18 protein-coding genes and 1 pseudogene are annotated in these 17884 nt (G+C 58.0%); 11 read left to right on the forward strand and 8 right to left on the reverse strand.

What is annotated here, in order from left to right; translation table 11 throughout:
* The first annotated feature begins 6 nt into the window (after window positions 1-6).
* From ABIB24_RS08925 to ABIB24_RS08965, 9 genes are all read left to right on the forward strand, one after another.
* Window positions 7-1173, forward strand: a complete 1167-nt coding sequence (locus ABIB24_RS08925) for a PrgH/EprH family type III secretion apparatus protein (protein WP_249352884.1) — start codon at window positions 7-9, stop codon at window positions 1171-1173.
* Between the two features lie 16 nt (window positions 1174-1189).
* Window positions 1190-1450, forward strand: coding sequence for an EscF/YscF/HrpA family type III secretion system needle major subunit (locus ABIB24_RS08930; RefSeq protein ID WP_025339837.1), 261 nt, complete (start codon window positions 1190-1192; stop codon window positions 1448-1450).
* A 112-nt stretch (window positions 1451-1562) separates the two neighbouring features.
* The gene (gene sctI, locus ABIB24_RS08935; RefSeq protein WP_337993877.1) at window positions 1563-1826 is read left to right on the forward strand and encodes a type III secretion system inner rod subunit SctI; all 264 of its coding nucleotides are present in this window, start codon (window positions 1563-1565) and stop codon (window positions 1824-1826) included.
* A complete protein-coding gene (locus ABIB24_RS08940; RefSeq protein ID WP_137164398.1) occupies window positions 1823-2545 on the forward strand; it encodes an EscJ/YscJ/HrcJ family type III secretion inner membrane ring protein in 723 nt (240 codons plus the stop codon). Before sctI ends, ABIB24_RS08940 begins: the two co-directional genes overlap by 4 nt.
* Window positions 2529-3101 carry an OrgA/MxiK family T3SS sorting platform protein gene (locus tag ABIB24_RS08945; protein ID WP_137164397.1) on the forward strand — a complete coding sequence of 191 codons (573 nt, stop codon included), beginning with the start codon at window positions 2529-2531 and terminating at the stop codon, window positions 3099-3101. The genes ABIB24_RS08940 and ABIB24_RS08945 overlap by 17 nt, the downstream gene beginning before the upstream one ends.
* Window positions 3073-3792, forward strand: coding sequence for an oxygen-regulated invasion protein OrgB (locus tag ABIB24_RS08950; protein ID WP_170978860.1), 720 nt, complete (start codon window positions 3073-3075; stop codon window positions 3790-3792). Before ABIB24_RS08945 ends, ABIB24_RS08950 begins: the two co-directional genes overlap by 29 nt.
* Window positions 3782-4228, forward strand: coding sequence for a hypothetical protein (locus ABIB24_RS08955; RefSeq protein WP_137164396.1), 447 nt, complete (start codon window positions 3782-3784; stop codon window positions 4226-4228). Before ABIB24_RS08950 ends, ABIB24_RS08955 begins: the two co-directional genes overlap by 11 nt.
* Before the next feature lie 272 nt (window positions 4229-4500).
* Window positions 4501-4935 (forward strand): hypothetical protein, encoded by a 435-nt coding sequence (locus tag ABIB24_RS08960; RefSeq protein WP_137164395.1) that lies wholly within the window; start codon window positions 4501-4503, stop codon window positions 4933-4935.
* Window positions 4936-4958: 23 nt separating this feature from the next.
* Window positions 4959-6311: a hypothetical protein gene (locus tag ABIB24_RS08965; protein WP_249352851.1), complete on the forward strand. Its 1353-nt coding sequence runs from the start codon at window positions 4959-4961 to the stop codon at window positions 6309-6311.
* An 89-nt stretch (window positions 6312-6400) separates the two neighbouring features.
* On the opposite strand, the gene ABIB24_RS08970 is transcribed toward ABIB24_RS08965, so the two are convergent.
* Window positions 6401-7681 carry a hypothetical protein gene (locus ABIB24_RS08970; RefSeq protein ID WP_354316335.1) on the reverse strand — a complete coding sequence of 427 codons (1281 nt, stop codon included), beginning with the start codon at window positions 7679-7681 and terminating at the stop codon, window positions 6401-6403.
* 118 nt (window positions 7682-7799) lie between these two features.
* Here ABIB24_RS08970 and ABIB24_RS08975 point away from each other — a divergent pair.
* Window positions 7800-8034: pseudogene (locus tag ABIB24_RS08975) on the forward strand (IS5/IS1182 family transposase); the annotation flags it as partial.
* A gap of 71 nt (window positions 8035-8105) precedes the next feature.
* Here the strand turns inward: ABIB24_RS08975 and ABIB24_RS08980 are convergent.
* The 3 genes from ABIB24_RS08980 to ABIB24_RS08990 form a co-directional block, all read right to left on the reverse strand.
* Window positions 8106-9611: a hypothetical protein gene (locus ABIB24_RS08980; RefSeq protein WP_354316336.1), complete on the reverse strand. Its 1506-nt coding sequence runs from the start codon at window positions 9609-9611 to the stop codon at window positions 8106-8108.
* A gap of 453 nt (window positions 9612-10064) precedes the next feature.
* Entirely contained in the window at window positions 10065-10580 is a 516-nt protein-coding gene (locus ABIB24_RS08985) for a DUF4880 domain-containing protein (protein ID WP_354316337.1), read from the reverse strand.
* A 437-nt stretch (window positions 10581-11017) separates the two neighbouring features.
* Window positions 11018-11329 carry a DUF6124 family protein gene (locus tag ABIB24_RS08990; RefSeq protein ID WP_025339827.1) on the reverse strand — a complete coding sequence of 104 codons (312 nt, stop codon included), beginning with the start codon at window positions 11327-11329 and terminating at the stop codon, window positions 11018-11020.
* Window positions 11330-11459: 130 nt separating this feature from the next.
* Between ABIB24_RS08990 and ABIB24_RS08995 the strand changes: the two genes are divergently transcribed.
* Entirely contained in the window at window positions 11460-12125 is a 666-nt protein-coding gene (locus ABIB24_RS08995) for a LexA family protein (RefSeq protein ID WP_137164391.1), read from the forward strand.
* A gap of 136 nt (window positions 12126-12261) precedes the next feature.
* Here the strand turns inward: ABIB24_RS08995 and ABIB24_RS09000 are convergent, their stop codons facing one another.
* From ABIB24_RS09000 to ABIB24_RS09015, 4 genes are read right to left on the reverse strand one after another with little or no spacing between them, the layout of a single operon-like run.
* On the reverse strand, window positions 12262-14214 hold the full coding sequence (locus tag ABIB24_RS09000) for an acetyl/propionyl/methylcrotonyl-CoA carboxylase subunit alpha (RefSeq protein ID WP_354316339.1): 1953 nt from the start codon (window positions 14212-14214) through the stop codon (window positions 12262-12264).
* Window positions 14211-15026: a gamma-carboxygeranoyl-CoA hydratase gene (locus ABIB24_RS09005; RefSeq protein WP_025339823.1), complete on the reverse strand. Its 816-nt coding sequence runs from the start codon at window positions 15024-15026 to the stop codon at window positions 14211-14213. Before ABIB24_RS09005 ends, ABIB24_RS09000 begins: the two co-directional genes overlap by 4 nt.
* Window positions 15027-15029: 3 nt before the next feature.
* Window positions 15030-16637 carry a carboxyl transferase domain-containing protein gene (locus ABIB24_RS09010; RefSeq protein ID WP_354316340.1) on the reverse strand — a complete coding sequence of 536 codons (1608 nt, stop codon included), beginning with the start codon at window positions 16635-16637 and terminating at the stop codon, window positions 15030-15032.
* 19 nt (window positions 16638-16656) lie between these two features.
* Window positions 16657-17820: an isovaleryl-CoA dehydrogenase gene (locus tag ABIB24_RS09015; protein WP_354316341.1), complete on the reverse strand. Its 1164-nt coding sequence runs from the start codon at window positions 17818-17820 to the stop codon at window positions 16657-16659.
* Between the last annotated feature and the right edge of the window lie 64 nt (window positions 17821-17884).

A 17884-nucleotide genomic window follows, 5' to 3' on the forward strand; every position in this document is an offset into this window, starting at 1 on the left:
AACAGCATGCAGGACTCTCCTGCAACGCAATGCGTCCTGAGGGTGTTCAGTGGCCCGCTGCAGGGTTGTGAATTTGTTCTGGCGCAGCGGCGTACTCTTTTCGTCGTGGGTCCCGAGGCAAGGTTTTGCACAGCAGAGCATCCGTTGAGTGTTCCGGAAGATGCGATCTACATTCCGCTGGAGTGCGATGGCCGCAACTTTGAGGTTTTGCTTGACGATAATGACTGCTCGGGATGTGTCGTTCGCATCTTGGGCGACGAAGGTGCGGTTGAGCGCCTCATTCCATTCCAGTCACTGGAAAATATATCGGGGCTGCCAATCGCCGTGCGCCCATTCGATGAAGTGTGGCGTGGCGAGTTGCTGGAACAGAAACCGTTTGTGCTCGCAGAGCCCGAGCAGGCTCGAACGTCCATTTTCGTCTCGCGGCGAGTGGTTGTTGGGGCGGTGCTGGTGATAATGGTCGGGTTGGCGATTTTCGGTGGGTACGCTTCTCGGCATACACCTGTGTCGAATGTTGAGGCGCTGATTGCCGGGGGCAACAGCAGCATGGTCGTCATTTACGGCCGCGACCGGGCGATTTACGTCTTCGCCGACTCCGAGCGTGATGCCGCGTGGGGAAGGCAGGTATTGGTGCGCAATGGGTACTCGGCGACACAGGTGATGACCACATACGACGAGCGCCGCCGTTTGGAGAGTCTGGTGTCCAACCTTGCTCCGCAACTCGCCTATCACCGTATGGATCTCAGTGATCCGGTTGTTCCGCGATTGTTGATCAGTCGTCAACGCAGCCTGCTGGCACCCGGATTGCGGCGTCGCCTGGAGAGCGCTTTGATCGCAGTCGCACCCTACGTTCGCGAAATAATGATCGTACAAAGTGACGATGACGAACTCCTGCATCTGGCCGAGCAAGGCTTGCAACGCTTGGCATTGCCCTTTACTCGGCACAAACATGCTGACGGTGTGACCTTTACAGTCGAGGGCAGTCTTGAGGACGCTGAGTTACAGGCCCTGGGTGACTTTGTCGCAGCGTTCGATCGGCAATGGGGTGAGCGGTACGTTCATTTCGCGATCGAGCTCAAAGATGACTGGCTCAAGGGCAAGTCGTTCCAGTATGGCCCCCAGGGCTACATCAAGATGACGCCGTCATCCTGGTACTTTCCTAAACCTCTTTGATAATAACGGTTGATATATGAGTACGGTTTCAAATCCCATTGAGTTTCATGATGATTTCCTGGGCCGACAGGCTCAGAGCTTCGAGGACGGCGCTACCGGTCTCAAAACCAAACTCGATGAGGCACTGGCCGCATTGCATGAAGATGCGTCGGACCCCACGCTATTGGCGGCCTATCAGGCTGCATTCTCTTCCTACAATGTGTTCCGTAACGCTGCGACCAATACGATCAAGGGCTTCAAGGAAATTGACACGGCGATAGTTTCCGCCGCGCGTTAAGTCTCGCGTTTCCGCTCGGCTGGCAGGTATTTCGTATGTCAGCCGGCACTGTTCTTGTGGGGTTCCTATGTTTGTTTCTTCCCTGACGTCAGTGAACCTGAGCCCGCTTCGGATGGCCGAATTGGCGCGTCCCGAGCCTGGCTCAGTGGTTTCCCTGGAGGGTCGTTTGATCGAGAGTTTCGCCAGCTCCGCTGTGGGCACCGAGCGTGATCATGCAAGGATCAATGCCATGCTCAAACGCCCGGATATCACCAACCCGGAAGTGTTGAGCGAATTGCAGCTGCTCACTGCGCAGTACAACATAGATGTCTCTTTACTCAACGTCCTGGTCCGTAAAACGGTGACTACGGCCGAAACCTTGTTGCGTTCGTCATGAGGGTTTTTGCCTGGCTTGCGCTGATCAGCCTGATGCTGGTTGGCTGTCGACAACCGAGTTTGCTCGAAAGGCTTGACCAGCAGCAGGTCAATGAAGTGATTTCGGTACTGCAGCGCAATAACATCACTGCGACCAAAGTGGATAACGGTAAGGCCGGATACTCGGTGCAGATCGCGCAAGCGGATTTCGCGGCGGCGGTCGACCTGTTGGCCCTGTATTCGCTGCCCTCCAAGCCGCGTGTCGAAATCGCCCAGATGTTTCCTGCGGACTCTCTGGTCGCTTCGCCGCGAGCCGAGAAGGCGCGTCTGTACAGTGCGCTGGAGCAGCGCCTGGAGCAGTCGTTGAATACCCTGGAGGGTGTGGTTTCAGCACGGGTACATGTGAGTTACGACCTGGAGACCGGAGAAAGCGGGCGCAAGGTTGCGCCCATCCATGTCTCGGCGTTGGTGGTGTATGAGCGTGACAGCGAGCCACAGCTACTGATTAGCGATATCAAGCGTTTTCTCAAGAACAGTTTCTCGGCCGTGGACTACGACCATATCTCGGTGGTCTTGTCCAAGCGGGCTTTAATTCAGCATACCGCCCCCTTTCCGGAGCCTCGCGCCTACGCGTTTACCTGGCTCTATGGCGTTTTCGTCTTAGGCATCCTGGCTGCGCTAGGGTACTGGGTCATGCGGTATCGACAGTCGAAAGAGATCGAGCATGCTTCGCGGAACTGAAGCGCTGCGCGCCGTCCTCCAGCAGCCGCTGGACTATCTGCATCCTCACCGGGGTGTTATGCCAGCGCTGTTTGGCGAGCCGGCAGCCCGGGCGTTGCTCAATCAATCGTTGCTAAAAGGCTTGAAACTCAGTTGCCCCGACCCGCAGCAGATCGAGCGCAATCCATGGACTGATTGTTGGGTCGCGCATTGGCGGGATTTGCCAGCAATCGCTCGCCTCATGGGGGCGCATCTGCTGTGGCCGCAACTGGCTCGCGGGGCGCGCATGCGTCAGCTCGATGCGTCGACAAGAGCCTTCGCCCGTATCGAGCTGGGTAATCGGCCAACGGTCGCGATCTGCGAAGCGCAAGCACTTGAACCGTCGCTCGACGCCCTGGGACTCGCTGCCTTGACAGCCTGGCGTCACTACATCCCGGAGGCGCTCATGCAGCGTCTGTTCTTGCAGTTCTCGCCGCGAGTGGTCGAGGTGCAGCAAACCTTGCCGATACTGGCGCCGAATTCGTCACTTTTCATCCTGGCGGTACAACATGCTCGAATCCATCAGAACGCTTGCTGACATTCCTTCGACGGATGCCCTCCTGCTGAGGCATGAAGAGCGCACTGCTGCGCGCAATTGCCGGTTGTTGATGCAGCAAGCCCGCGAACGAGCCAAGGCCTGTATGGCAGAAGCGCAACAAGACGCAGACAGTGTTCGTGCGAACGCCTTTCAGGAGGGGTATGCCCAAGGCGTGCTGCAAGCCGCTGCTGGCGTGAGCGGGCTTTTAATGCAGTCGCGAGTGATGGCAAGCGCGCTACAGGCGGAATTGGTACAGGCCGCCCGGTCATTGCTGGGGGATTTGCTGATGGACGACCGTCTGCTCGATGAACTGCTGCAGCGCTGGCAGGCGGAATGGGCAGGTCAAGGGCGAGAGCCGCTGCAGATTATCCTGCCACTGCGGTGCAAAGCCCAGCAGGTGGAGCTGAAAAGCAAGTTGAAGGGCTTGGGAGTCGACAGTGTGGATATCCGTTTCCATGCCCAGGAACGTTACCTGTTTCGCTTGGCGGATCAGGTGGTCGAGCTCGACATCGGCGCCACACAGGAACGCCTGTCGCCGCGCCTGATCGCCCAGCTCAAGCAGTTGCCGGAGAGCGTGCGCCAGCTCGACGAAGCGTCGAGAAGCTTTTTTATCAGTTGGGCTGCCGCCCTCGACAAGGAAGGTTCTAGCCCGCTTCATGTTTTGGAGTTGGATAACGGCAATGATCATTGATAACGCCTCGCCCACAGGCGCCGGCCAGGCCCCGCGCCGAGGCACCGAGACGATTGTGCCCCTGGATCGGCGTATGGGGCTTCAAAGCGCGGAAACCAGCGCTGATCCGGATCCTGAGTTTGCTCAGTTCTACGATGAGTTCATGAAGTGGATAGCGTCCACGACACCCTCGCCGGGCGGTATTCAGGGTTACTTGAAACAATACGCGAATGCCGGTGGGGAGTTGCCTTATAAAACTACGCAAAAGCAGATGGATGTATTGACGCAGGTGATGGTGCGGATGAAAGAGCAGGGCTTGGAAGAAAGTGCGACTTACAAGGAAATAAGAGTTGCGCTGGTGTCGGTTGCCTCAACCGGTATGTTCGTCAAAGAGTTTATGCAGGAGGTGTTCAAGCCTTCTGAGGATGACGACAGTCGCGAGAATATCGGTTGGTAATGATAGGTTCGTATATTAAGTGAGTGATCAGCCGTTTAAGGATTCTTCGAACAAGTTGCAGTTAAAAATCGCCTGACCACCTGATCCGGGTCGCCCACGAGCCAGATGAGCGTTTCCGACTTCGAGTAAAGATGGAGTGAGTCGCAAGTCCTCGCTAGCTACCTGACCTAGCTTGGGGGATGGTACTCAATACCTAACGGAAGGTAACAGGTTCGTGCGGTGGGGGTGATACTCGTTATCTATGTGAATATAAATGTAATGGTGGGTGGGTAATGGAACATTTAAATGGCGTGTATGACCCTGTGCGGGTGGAAGTAGAGTGCGAAATCAGTAAGCTGTTGGATGTTCTAAAAGAGCAGCATCAATTGAGTAATATTAATTTCTATGATCTCAGTGAGGTTGCTCTGCGCTTGGAAAGTGGGGATTTTTTTTATCTGAAGTATGAGTGTGATCTAGAGAAGCTAGTGCTTTTTTTTAAAATAGTAATGCCGATGCCTCTTACTGATAAGGAGTTGGGCGAACTGGCTGAGCTACCTTGTTACTTCGAAATAAATTCAAGTGGTGATGTACTGTCTCTTGAAGATAATGTTCTGGTGTATTACAGAATCATTAATTCAAGCGATATTTGTACTGGTCTGCTGGGTGAGGTGTTTATGGGCTTGTTGAAGGGGTATATAAGTTTAAATGCTTGTCTTGGTCGTCGTTAATGTTGGGATTAAAGTAGAGGGTGATGTCTATGTATGGTATCAATAGAGCTGCAGTTGTTATGTGTGCGCTCTCCGCTAAGAGTTCCGAGGCGGAAGACAGAGGCGTTCTGAGAAATGCTAGCGTAATAACATCTGCTCAAGCCAAAGAACTGAGGCAGGTGATGGATAGGTTGAATTTACATACCTCAAGTCCGCGTGAGGGAAGGCCTGTATTTTTACAACCTGTTTCGTTCGCCAGCGTATTGCCGTCTAAAAGTATGGAGGCGATAGTTGGGCGTGGTCAGGTTAACGTGGAGGCGAATGTTTTTGACCAAGATCCCTATAGAACAACGGCAGAAAAAAATAGAATTATTGAGGTGGCCATTGGCAAGGGGTTGGCGACCAGTGACAGGCTTAACGCGATAGCCAAGGCGATTAGGTTGAATTCTGGTGCGCCTATGAGGTTTGGGGATTTTACGCCTGAACAGCAAGAAAGGATTCGGCATGAAAGTAAGAATATTGGTGGGGCAAAGGAACTCATTGCTGATAAAGACAATTTGGACGCCCACGTGCTAGCGACACTGATAAAGGCTGAAGACGAGATCTATAATGTCCCAGGGATGGAAAGGCGGCAGTGCATGTTTAATCATGTGCGAACTCCAGATAATCCAATCTTTCCTTGGAACTCGCATCGGTTTGATTTGGAAATATGGAAGGTCAACAATCCCATTCAGTATCCGGCAGGTGTGGCCAACTTGATAGCGGATAGATGGAATGACTTGGTTGCCAGCAAAGGCGATGAACCAAATTACTTTAAAGACACATTCGGAATTGCTGATCATCGTGACGGGATTCTGCACATTTTACAGGGCATGGAACCGTCCGCGCGCAAGGCCTTGTTTGAAACCCTGAATGTTAGTTGGAGCACAGAGACATTCACCGATGACGAGGCCAACTCTAGGGACAGTAACCCCTTGGGAAGTCAGTTTCGTCAACATACTACAGGGGGGTTGTCCAATGTGGTTAGGTGGTCAGATACAGAGGACAAAAGTGTCAACCAATGGGTGCTTGATGCAGTCGCACACGGCAAGCCTGTTCTCTCTGGTCCTAGCGGGCATACCCTACGGTATTTGAATCACTACGCCATGTGTCGTGAACTGTTGAGCTATGACAAGGATATTGATATCAGTCAGATTCCCACACTTGAAGAGGCTCGACTGGTGATGTTGGGCAATCTACTTCCTCCGAAGAATCATCACTCTTACCATGAAATCATGCTCGCTTCTGTCGGTGTCTTTGATGGTGAGGCAGCATTGGGGTATAGCAATAAGTTAAACTACGATGACCTGAAGTCAACATCCATCGGTAGTGAAATTTTAGCCAGTGTCTTGAAGTAGTGCTGTATAGTTAAAGGGGCGCTGGCGTGACCGGAGTCATGCCAGTCCCGGACTTGTAAAATATGATGGGTTTTCTGCGGGTGGAGATTTTAATCGTTCCCTTGGTCGTCTGAGCTTTCGCTGTCTGTGTCAAGCGAAAAGCAGGTTACTACCGGTGCTCCATAAGACTGAAGTGTTTCTTGGTGTAGTATAAAACCATCTCTGATTTTTAACGCCTTTTTCAATGCTTCATGAGCGTCGCGACTGTGTAAGGCATGCAGTGCCAGGTGTTGTACTTCGTGTTTGAATGCCATCCCAATCCGCTCGGAACTACGCCATAATACAAATTTGTTATTTTTGGGGTCGAAAACGCCACCGTTGGTACTGCTGTGTTCAACTTCTTTGCATACGGCGCAGGGCACAAATCTTCCTGCCATATTTACAATTATGTGTTGTCCTGCTTGCAAGTCTAATTTAGCAATAGCTTCGTCGTAGATGATGTCGGCAGATTTGGCTAAGTATTCTTCAATGGTCTGTTCTGCATGCATCGTCTCGGTTACACCTTCTGGTAGGTAGGGCTTCGATTCCATGTTCTGGGGAGGAGAATGGACCATGATGTGGCTAGAGGCGCCGAAGCGTTTGATGTCTTCGAAAACCTTGAAAATCGTCAAGAAGCCGGCTTTGCATTGTAATGCGATGGTTGACTTGGTCAAATTGGTGCCAGGGCGGATACCTCTGTCGTGAATAATTTCCGTATGAGCCTTGCTTATTGTCGTGAGCACAGAGTGGAGGGAGGCGAAGGTCTCCATAAGCTTCCTATGGTGTCTGGCACGTCTGGCGCTTAACACTTTATCCCAGTCTTCCCTTTCATGAGGTTGAACGCGTTCCTGGGCAGATTTAAATAGGCCGCTGTCTGTCAAGGCAATGCGGAGCGCTTCTTGAATCTTGTCTGTGTGGAAATTGGATGAGAGATGCAGTAAATTGCAGAATACACTTGCCTGAACTTCAAGCGGGTTGCTGTTTAGTTTCAGGTTCATCGCAGTGTTCACTGCGAGTGATATTTGCCGCAATGCTTGGTTTAAACGGTCATACCCTTGATATTTTTTGGGGGGAGGCGGGGAGATATTTTTGCGAATTAACGTGTTCGCCACCGTATGATTTATATAAAAGGCTGGGCGACTCTCAGCGATGTTGTGGTGTTTTAGGTTTGTGCCCAGATCTCCTTTTTCTCCAAATACAATTAGTGTAGTAATGTCATTCAGGTTAGTTTTTTCTTGATCCGATACCATCGTGGTATTGGCGAATACGCTGATAGGCGTCTTGCTCCTTGTTGTCGCTTCTGTGAGCGAGGCAGAGCGTTGAGTAGTTATGGTATTGAGCATGCTTTGCAAGGGAGGCTCCAATATTATTGTGTGGGTATAGCTATCTAGGCTCTGTACGAAAACCAAAGAAACCCAATTGGCGCCCTCCGGAAGCTGAAATTCTGTAAGGTTCCTGGCCATCTACGGACAACCCGTCATCCCGATGCGCTCAATGAAGGGCAAAACTCACCCCTGGCTTACCCAGACTGTTTGATCGGCCCAAATACCGACAGCACAACATCATTGAGCGCATGTTTGGCTGGCTGAAAGAGAACCGCCGCATCGTGACACGCTTCGACAAGCTCGCAAAAAGCTATGCAGCAATGGTCTCACTGGCTTGTTCCATGCGGTGTTTGCGACATCTCTTTTCGTACAGAGCCTAAGCAATAACTCAGCATCGTGCACAGGTCGGCATTCGACATGCTTTGGCCATGCCGATGGCTTGATCCGAGGTTTAATTACGAGTGCGCCAATCCGCTATCTGTTGCGCAGAGGCGTGGAACTCGACGCTAGGTGCAGGCGATTCCACATCGGGATGTTGCTGGCGTAGCGTCTCAAGGACCTGCGCATGGCTCTGACGGAACTGCGCGAGCTTCTCAGAACCCTCTGGGCTGCAGCGCTCCGCTACCTTCTCCATCCGTTGGTACAGGTCAGGCTGATGCGTCGCGACGAGATTGCTGGGGACATAGGGGGTGTTGGCTGCGGCAGCCTCGGCAATAGGGAAGGTTTCCGCAAAAGTGTGGTACCCGCCAAAGTTCATGAAAGCGGCAATACCCAAGCCGGCAGGCAGTGCAAGTGCCGCATTGCCGTAAATGGATTCCGGGTTCAGCGTATTGAGCGCCAGCAGAATATCGCAGGTACCTCCTGATTGTGCCCCCGCAGAGGGTAGCCCTTGAAGATTACTCTCCATCGCGAACGTGCCAAAGACCTGCCAGCGATTAATGCCGGTGCCATGTAGCATCGCGTATTGGTCCAACATGTCGGTCAGGCCTAATTGTGTATAGGCTTCAGGCACATTTTCCATATCTGTCTCCGACATTGTGAAGGGACGGGTCAGGTCGGCAATCGGCGCCCCTTCACGAGCTATGGCATTAATATTCTGATTGCGCTCGCCTAGCACTGCACGCAAGGCAGCTTGCTCGAAGCCATCAGGATCGGCGGTATTTTGCACTACCAGACCAAAACCCAAGCCCAATTTGGCCGCATCCTCATATACCCCCTTAACCGGGCGTCGCACTCCGCCTACTTCCACCATCGGCATCCGTTCGCTGCGGGCTCGACTTAGCGGGCTGTCGAAGGCTGGTGTACGGGTCTTGCTTGAAAACTCCTTAAACCGATCGGCGAAGTCGTTTGCCTGGGCATCAAAGCCTGCTTCCCGCAGCAGGGCCGCGCACGCCGCGCTATTGGCTGCCTTATGCTGCGCATGAAGTTCAGGCTGCTTAAGGTGTTCTACTGGGTTCATCAACTGCCAGACGGTAGTGCCAAAAGCGCTCAGGGAGCGGATCTTCGTCAGAAACTCGACATGACTCTGTTTGCCGGTTCCATCGAGCAGGCCCTGTAGTGGCGTGCTCAAAGTGTCCAGCAGCCATGGCTGCAGCGCTTGGTCGGAGCTCATCATTCGGCCGATCTGATCGGACTGCGCCGACAAGGGCGCGATAGACGCCTGCAATACGTCGCGCAGAAGCTGCTCCCGTCCCTGGTAATAGACGAGCGTTCCTCCAGCTTGGCTCTGCTCGCTAAAACCATGCCGCAACAAGGTGGCGAGCATCAGGGCTTGCTGGTCGAACACATCGCCTACCTTGCCCGGATGGCCCAGCAAAGACATGCTGGCGCCCGCCTCAAAGAACTTGCTGTTGCTAATCGCTTGCTTTTGCGCATCTGATAAGGTCACGGCTTGCGGGCTGCTCTTGGCCACGCTTTCCGGTTTGCCTTGGGAGTCCATACCAAAGATGGCATTCAAAGATGGGCCGGATCTGCAAATAAACATGAGAATTTTTCTTATCGGAAGTGAGCTTCACATCCTGTCTTGAAGGGAGCGGTCGCGCTTGCAAAATGCGCCCATCCTATTTTGTGACACTTCAAGGGGGAGTAAGGTCTTGACCCGAAGTCACGATGTGTACGAACCAGGGAGAAGAGGTTGGCACAGCGGTTGGATTGGATATGTCACAGCGGGCGATCAATACCGTGCTGTTGAACCTGAGTCGGGAACGCAGCGTTCCTTCTGTCCTGATGTTTTGCCCTGTGTAGACGAGAGTGCCCTCGAGCACTTCGACGGCAGTGTGGTAACCCAGCCCAACTAAAAGGCACTGGCACCTGTCGCACGAGCATAGCGCTGCGCTTTGGTTTGCCAATTAGGTTTCACGTGAAAACCTGAGACTCTGAGGTTGGCGGCCCGCTTTCCGTCGAGTGGTGATCAGGCCCACAACCCGAACAGAACCAACGCTGCTACACCAAGCCCGAGCGCAACCGAGCAGCCGCCCAGTGACAGCGCGGCCCGGCCTTGCCGGTACCAGCCGTCATGGCCCAGTTGCCGTGCCGGCGCCAACAGGCTGCGCCAACGCAGTTCAGTTTCGTGAAACGCCTGCAGGTTCGCCGTATCCGCATCCAGCCAGCGACGAAAGTCGATCCGCTCGCACGCCGTCACCTGTGGGCTCTGCAAGCGCACATACCATTGCCCGGCAACACTCGCCAGCACATCCCGGCGCGAGCGACCGGCCTGCAGTGCCTGGTCCATGTGCCGCTCGATGCTCGCCAATGGCAGATCGAGGCGGGCGGCGATGCTAGCGAAGTCCAGTTGGTCGAGGCGGTTGAGCAGGAATACTTGTTGCACACGCCGTGGCAGGCGTTTCAGGGCGTACAGCAGGGCGTCGTCGGCATGATGTTCGGCAGCAGGGTTTGGGTGCTCAAGGGGCAGCAGCAGACGGGTCATGGACAGCTCCTTGCTCTATGGAGGGGGAGGGATGGGGGCATCTTCCGTGATGCGTGATCAGCGTAGGCGAAACGAGATTGATTCTCAAGTGCTGATTCCGCAAAGTTTTGTAATGAGCGTTCACGCCCTGAAACACCTTTGCTATCATGCGCGCCATCACGATCTTCATTAGCCTGAAGAGCCAAAAAAAAGACCCAGCAAAAAGCTGGGTCAAAAACCGTGATTAGCCTGATGAGGAGATAATCTGAGAGCGACCTAAGCTCCAGGTTATCCAGCAGATCTCGCGATCAGCTGAGTGCAATAATAATCGTTATCATTTGCCAGTCAAATGAATTTTCGCTAATCCGGTAAAAAAGTTTTACCGGTGCGCTTCCTTGTCCCGGCAATCGGGGCCTTCGCCGTTACCCGGCCATCACGTTCTCTCCCTTCTTTCTTGTTTACAAACCCGATTCCACGGTGCGTTTGTGCTCGAGCAGTGCGCGCGCCATGTCCATCATGTGCATCAGGGCAAAGGTCAGTTCGCGCTGGCTGCCGTGCTGGTGGGTGGCGGTTTCCTGCGCGGTGGCGGCGGCGCAGCGCAGCAGGGCGATGGCGTGTTCCTGGGCCTGGTCGCCGGTTACACCCTCGTGCAGGGTCCAGATCCTGTTGTCCAGGGTGGGGCGCGGCGGGTTGGGGTTGAGGTAGTAGTCGAGGGCGCGGCGGGCGGCTTCGCTGTCGAGATCTGTTTCGTCGTTTTTCGGTGGTTTCATCCTGATACCTGCTAACACCAGTAGGGAAAGGGTTCAGGTCGATACTAATACCTAAAGTATTTTTGTGCTTTCCGATAAATAATACTGAATGTTTATTGAGCGCTAGAAGGCAGTCCGTATCGTGCCAGCGATGAATATGGATAAATGGATTGCCCTCGTCCGTGACCGGATGGAGGAACTAGGACTCACTCAAGAACAGCTTGCCGAGCGCGTTGGCGTGTCGCAAGGCAGCGTGGGGCATTGGGTGAACAAGCGGCGTCAGCCGAAGATCGAGTCGATGAATCGCACATTCGTCGAGATTGGCATGCCCCATTACAACGTCAGCCTACAGTTGCGCATTGTTGGTCAGGTTGGCGAGGAGCGTGGCATTTACGAGGTCGATGACTCTGATGATGACTTGGACCTCATGCAATACATCGTGTGCTTCCGCTACCCGGTGCTGGGCTGGGATGAGCTAGGTATCGCAGATGGGGAGGAGCCAGGTGTGTTCGAGCAGACGGACTACCTGGCCCAAGGCAAGGCGTTCTGGCTGACTGTCGAGAATGATGCGATGAGTGCCGCCAGTGGCCGCAGTGTGCCGCAGGGCATGCGGATGTTGGTGGACCCTGGGGTAGATGCCGAGCCAGGGCGTCTGGTTATCGCTCGTCAGCCGGGCAAACCGGCGATTTTCCGTGAGCTGGCGGAGGAAGGTGGGCAACGGTACCTGAAGGCACTCAACAGCAACTACCCGGCGCTGTTGTGTGAGGAAGGCTGCGAGTTTCTGGGTGTGGTCGTGCGAGTGCATGGCTCCTTCTAGATTGCCGGGGCTGCTGCGCAGCCCTTTCGCGACACAAGGCCGCTCCCACAAGTACCGCACCAACCTCAGGGCATGCACCGTACCTGTAGGAGCGGCCTTGTGTCGCGAAAGGGCCGCAAAGCGGCCCCCGGGACTCTTACTCCGCCAGTTCGACCAGCACCGTCCCTTCGCTGACCATATCCCCTTCCTGGCAGAACAACGCCTTCACTGTGCCGCCATGCGGCGCGCGAATGCTGTGTTCCATCTTCATGGCCTCCAGCACTACCAGCGCCGTACCTGCTTCCACCACCTGCCCAGGCTCCACCAGCACCCGCACGATGCTGCCGTTCATGGGCGCGCCCAGGCCGCCCTGGTGGCTGTGGCTGGCCTCGGCCTCGGCAATCGGGTCGAAGGCTTCGATGGCATGCATCTCGCCATCCCACTGCAAGTACAGCGTGCCACCGCGGCGGATCGCCAGATGCTGGCGACGCACGCCAGCCTGGTCATGCACCAACTGCTCGCCCACTAGTTGCCAGGTAGACGCAGCGCTGCGTTCCAGGGCAACCGCCTGGTCCTGCCCGCCACTCGCCAGGTGCAGGCTGCTGCGCGCCGGCAGGCCCAGGCGCAGGCCGTTGCGCTCGGCCCACGGCGAACTGCGGTCGTCCTCCCGCTGGTGTGCGGCCTGGCCCTGCAACCAGGCCTCGGCCGCGGCTTCCCAGAAGCCTGCCGGCAGCGCTTGAGGCGCAGGCAGCAAAACCTCCTGGTGACGCGGAATGAAGCCAGTATCCAACTCCGCTGCGGCAAACGCCGGGTGGGCGAGAATGCGCCGCAGGAAGGCGATGTTGGTCTTCAAGCCGCCAATGGCAAACTCGTCGAGCATGGCCAGCAAGCGCAGGCGTGCCTGTTCGCGGTCTTCGCCCCAGGCGATCAGCTTGCCCAGCATCGGGTCGTAGAACGGCGACACCACATCACCTTCGTTGACCCCGCTGTCCACCCGTCGCCCTTCGCCGGCTGCCGACTCGCGGTACAGCGCCAGCTTGCCGGTCGCGGGCAGGAATTCGTTGGCCGGGTCCTCGGCATACAGGCGCACTTCGATGGCATGGCCGATCAGCGGCACCTGTTCCTGGGTGATCGGCAGGGCCTCGCCGCAGGCCACGCGAATCTGCCAGGCCACCAGGTCGAGCCCGGTAATGGCCTCGGTGACCGGGTGCTCCACCTGCAGGCGGGTGTTCATCTCCATGAAGAAGAACTCGCCACGGGCATCGAGCAGGAATTCCACGGTGCCGGCACCCACGTAGCCGATGGCCTGGGCCGCGCGTACTGCCGCTTCACCCATGGCCCGGCGCAATTCGGCTGACAGGCCTGGCGCAGGGGCTTCTTCCACCACCTTCTGGTGGCGGCGCTGGATCGAACAGTCACGCTCGTTGAGGTACAGGCAGTTGCCGTGCTGGTCGGCGAATACCTGGATTTCCACATGGCGCGGCTTGAGCACGTACTTTTCCACCAGCATGCGCGCATCGCCGAACGACGATTGCGCCTCACGCTGGGCCGAGGCCAGGGCGTCGGCCAGCTGGCTTTCTTCTTCGACCACTTTCATGCCCTTGCCACCGCCGCCGGCGCTGGCCTTGAGCAGCACCGGGTAGCCGATGCGTTCGGCGGCGGCGCGGAAGGTGTCCAGGTCCTGGGCTTCGCCGTGGTAGCCCGGCACCAGTGGCACGCCAGCGGCTTCCATCAGTGCCTTGGCCGCCGACTTGCTGCCCATTGCGTCGATGGCGCTGGCCGGTGGGCCGAGGAAGATCAACCCGGCCTCTTCGATGGCGCGGGCGAAGCCTGCGTTCTCGGACAGGAAGCCATAGCCCGGGTGGATGGCCTGGGCGCCGCTGGCCTTGGCTGCGGCCAGCAGCTTGTCGACCAGCAGGTAGCTTTCGGCAGCCTTGGTGCCGCCGAGGTCGACGCGGATATCGGCTTCGCGGCTGTGCCGGGCATCACGGTCGGTGGCGCTGTGCACGGCCACGGTAGTCAGGCCCATGGCCTTGGCGGTGCGCATTACCCGGCAGGCGATTTCGCCGCGGTTGGCGACCAGCAGGGTGGTCAAAGCGGGGCGGCTCATGGGCGCGGCTCCTTCTTGTCGTCGGTTTGCCAGGCGGGGCGGCGTTTTTCCAGGAAGGCGCGCAGGCCCTCCTGGCCTTCGGCGCTGACGCGGATGCGGGCGATGGTGTTTTCGCAGTAGCGGCGCAGGGCCGGGCTGAGTTCACCGTCGTCCACTTCACGCAGCAGGTCCTTGGTGGCGCGCAGCGCTTGCGGGCTGTTTTGCAGCAGGTTGCTCACCCAGGTTTCGACCTGGGCGTCCAGTTCGCTGGCCGGGTAGACCTCGGCCAGCAGGCCTAGCTCGCGGGCCCGCACGCCGCTGAAACGCTCGGCGGTGAGGGCATAGCGGCGCGCGGCACGCTCGCCGATGGCCTTGACCACGAACGGGCTGATCACTGCCGGGGCCAGGCCGATGCGTACTTCCGACAGGCACAGCTGGGCGTCTTCGGCGCCGATGGCCATGTCGCAGCAGCTGATCAGGCCCAGCGCGCCACCAAAGGCCGCGCCTTGCACCACGGCCAGGGTCGGCGCCTTGAGGCGGTGCAGGGCATACATCAGCTCGCCCAGCTCGCGGGCATCATCCAGGTTGGTGTTGAAGTCCAGCTGCGCCGACTGCTGCATCCAGGCCAGATCGGCGCCGGCGCTGAAGTGCCGGCCGCGGCCGCGCAGCAGCACGAAGCGCAGGCTGGTGTCCTCGGCCAACTGGTCGAGGGCGACGATCAGTTCGCGGATCATCAAGGCGTTGAAGGCGTTGTTCTTGTCCTCGCGGCTCAGCCACAGGGTGGCGAAACCGCGCGGGTCGCGGATCACTTCGAGGGTGCTGAAATCGCTCATGGGTCACATCCGGAAAATGCCGAAGCGGCTCTGTTCGATCGGTGCGTTCAGCGCGGCGGACAACGCCAGGCCGAGCACGTCGCGGGTCTGTGCCGGGTCGATGACACCGTCGTCCCACAGGCGGGCGCTGGAGTAGTAGGGGTGGCCCTGGTGCTCGTACTGGTCAAGGATCGGCTGCTTCAGCCGGGCTTCGTCTTCGGCGCTGAACGGGTGGCCACTGCGCTCGCTCTGTTCGCGCTTGACCTGGGCCAGCACGCCGGCGGCCTGTTCGGCCCCCATCACGCCAATCCGCGCGTTGGGCCACATCCACAGGAAGCGCGGGTCGTAGGCGCGGCCGCACATGCCATAGTTGCCGGCGCCGAAGCTGCCGCCGATGATCACCGTGAACTTCGGCACCTGGGCGCAGGCCACGGCAGTGACCAGCTTGGCGCCGTGCTTGGCGATGCCGCCTTCTTCGTATTTCTTGCCGACCATGAAGCCGGTGATGTTCTGCAGGAACAGCAGCGGGATGCCGCGCTGGCAGGCCAGTTCGATGAAGTGCGCGCCTTTTTGCGCGGCCTCGGCGAACAGGATGCCGTTGTTGGCGAGGATCGCCACCGGGTAGCCGTGCAGGTGGGCGAAGCCGCACACCAGGGTGGTACCGAACAGCGCCTTGAACTCGTCGAACACCGAGCCGTCGACCAGGCGCGCGATCACCTCGCGCACGTCGAACGGTTGCTTGGCGTCGGCCGGCACCACGCCATACAGCTCATCGGCGGCATACAGCGGTGCCACCGGGGCCAGGCGCTGCAGCTTGCCCAGCTTGTGCCAGTTGAGGTTGGCCACGCTGCGTCGGGTCAGGGCCAGGGCGTGTTCGTCGTTGTCGGCATAGTGGTCGGCCACGCCGCTGGTGCGGCAGTGCACATCGGCGCCGCCGAGGTCTTCGGCGCTCACAACCTCACCGGTGGCGGCCTTTACCAGTGGAGGGCCGGCGAGGAAGATGGTCGCTTGCTGGCGCACCATGATCGCTTCGTCGGCCATCGCGGGCACGTAGGCACCGCCGGCGGTGCACGAGCCCATCACCACGGCAATCTGCGGAATGCCCAGTGCGCTCATGTTGGCCTGGTTGAAGAAGATCCGCCCGAAGTGCTCGCGGTCGGGGAACACTTCGTCCTGGCGTGGCAGGTTGGCGCCGCCGGAGTCCACCAGGTAGATGCACGGCAGGCGGTTCTGCAGGGCGATGGTCTGCGCACGCAGGTGCTTCTTCACCGTCAGCGGGTAGTAGGAACCGCCTTTGACCGTGGCGTCGTTGGCCACGATCATGCATTCCACGCCTTCGACGCGGCCGATGCCGGCGATCACGCCCGCAGCGGGCACGTCTTCGCCATATACCTCATGGGCAGCCAGTTGGCCGATTTCGAGGAACGGCGAGCCCGGGTCCAGCAGGCGGTCGATACGCTCGCGCGGCAGCAGCTTGCCACGCGAAGTGTGCCGCTCCTGGGCCTTGGGCCCACCGCCCTGGGCCACTTGGGCGAGCAGGCCGCGCAGGGCCTGGACCTGTTCGAGCATGGCCGCGCTGTTGCCGGCGAACTCCGCCGAACGCGGGTTGATCTGGGTGTGCAAGGTAGCCATGTGCGCCCGTCCCTTGTGCTCAGCGGGTTTCGTTGAACAGTTCGCGGCCGATCAGCATCCGGCGGATTTCGCTGGTGCCGGCACCGATCTCGTACAGCTTGGCGTCGCGCAGCAGGCGGCCTGCCGGGAATTCGTTGATATAGCCGTTGCCGCCGAGAATCTGGATCGCCTCCAGGGCCATTTGCGTGGCGCGCTCGGCGGTGTACAGGATCACCCCGGCGGCGTCCTTGCGGGTGGTCTCGCCACGGTCGCAGGCCTGGGCCACGGCATACAGGTAGGCGCGGCTGGCGTTGAGCTGGGTGTACATGTCGGCGATCTTGCCCTGGATCAGCTGGAACTCGCCGATGCTCTGGCCGAACTGCTTGCGGTCGTGAATGTAGGGCACCACCAGGTCCATGCAGCTTTGCATGATGCCGGTCGGGCCGCCGGACAGTACCACGCGCTCGTAGTCCAGGCCGCTCATCAGCACGCGCACGCCACCATTGAGCTGGCCGAGGATGTTTTCTTCCGGCACTTCGACGCCGTCGAAGAACAGCTCGCAGGTGTTGGAACCACGCATGCCCAGCTTGTCGAACTTGTTGCTGCGGCTGAAGCCTTTCCAGTCGCGCTCGACGATGAACGCGGTGATGCCGTGCGCACCCTTGTCCAGGTCGGTCTTGGCGTAGATCACGTAGGTGTTGGCGTCCGGGCCGTTGGTGATCCAGGTCTTGCTGCCGTTGAGTACGTAGTGGTCGCCGCGCTTTTCCGCGCGCAGCTTCATCGATACCACGTCGGAACCGGCGTTGGGCTCGCTCATGGCCAGGGCGCCGATGTGCTCGCCGCTGATCAGCTTGGGCAGGTACTTGAGCTTCTGCTCGTGGCTGCCGTTGCGGTTGATCTGGTTGACGCAGAGATTGGAGTGGGCACCGTAGGACAGGGCCACCGAGGCCGAGCCACGGCTGATTTCTTCCATCGACACCACGTGGGCCAGGTAGCCCAGGCCGGCACCGCCGTATTCTTCCGGCACGGTGATGCCCAGCAGGCCCATGTCGCCGAACTTGCGCCACATGTTGGCCGGGAACAGGTTGTCGTGGTCGATTTGCGCGGCGCGCGGGGCCAGTTCGGCGGCGACGAAGGTGCGCACCTGGTCGCGGAGCATGTCGATGGTTTCGCCCAGGGCGAAGTTCAGGGTGGGGTAATGCATGCTGGGGGCACCTTCTTGTTCTTGAAATTGGGTAACACCGTAGCTCAAGGGCTATCCACCGGCC

Source organism: Pseudomonas sp. UYEF17, from assembly GCF_040546125.1.
Lineage (GTDB): Bacteria > Pseudomonadota > Gammaproteobacteria > Pseudomonadales > Pseudomonadaceae > Aquipseudomonas > Aquipseudomonas putida_Z.

Coding starts and splice junctions, on each gene's coding strand:
- ABIB24_RS08945 (WP_137164397.1), top strand. CDS start 2,529: ATGCTTCGCGGAACTGAAGCGCTGCGCGCCGTCCTCCAGCAGCCGCTG.
- ABIB24_RS08940 (WP_137164398.1), top strand. CDS start 1,823: ATGAGGGTTTTTGCCTGGCTTGCGCTGATCAGCCTGATGCTGGTTGGC.
- sctI (WP_337993877.1), top strand. CDS start 1,563: ATGGCCGAATTGGCGCGTCCCGAGCCTGGCTCAGTGGTTTCCCTGGAG.
- ABIB24_RS09005 (WP_025339823.1), bottom strand. CDS start 15,026: ATGAGCGATTTCAGCACCCTCGAAGTGATCCGCGACCCGCGCGGTTTC.
- ABIB24_RS09000 (WP_354316339.1), bottom strand. CDS start 14,214: ATGAGCCGCCCCGCTTTGACCACCCTGCTGGTCGCCAACCGCGGCGAA.
- ABIB24_RS08965 (WP_249352851.1), top strand. CDS start 4,959: ATGTCTATGTATGGTATCAATAGAGCTGCAGTTGTTATGTGTGCGCTC.
- ABIB24_RS08925 (WP_249352884.1), top strand. CDS start 7: ATGCAGGACTCTCCTGCAACGCAATGCGTCCTGAGGGTGTTCAGTGGC.
- ABIB24_RS08990 (WP_025339827.1), bottom strand. CDS start 11,329: ATGAAACCACCGAAAAACGACGAAACAGATCTCGACAGCGAAGCCGCC.
- ABIB24_RS08960 (WP_137164395.1), top strand. CDS start 4,501: ATGGAACATTTAAATGGCGTGTATGACCCTGTGCGGGTGGAAGTAGAG.
- ABIB24_RS08955 (WP_137164396.1), top strand. CDS start 3,782: ATGATCATTGATAACGCCTCGCCCACAGGCGCCGGCCAGGCCCCGCGC.
- ABIB24_RS09015 (WP_354316341.1), bottom strand. CDS start 17,820: ATGCATTACCCCACCCTGAACTTCGCCCTGGGCGAAACCATCGACATG.
- ABIB24_RS08930 (WP_025339837.1), top strand. CDS start 1,190: ATGAGTACGGTTTCAAATCCCATTGAGTTTCATGATGATTTCCTGGGC.
- ABIB24_RS08995 (WP_137164391.1), top strand. CDS start 11,460: ATGAATATGGATAAATGGATTGCCCTCGTCCGTGACCGGATGGAGGAA.
- ABIB24_RS08985 (WP_354316337.1), bottom strand. CDS start 10,580: ATGACCCGTCTGCTGCTGCCCCTTGAGCACCCAAACCCTGCTGCCGAA.
- ABIB24_RS09010 (WP_354316340.1), bottom strand. CDS start 16,637: ATGGCTACCTTGCACACCCAGATCAACCCGCGTTCGGCGGAGTTCGCC.
- ABIB24_RS08950 (WP_170978860.1), top strand. CDS start 3,073: ATGCTCGAATCCATCAGAACGCTTGCTGACATTCCTTCGACGGATGCC.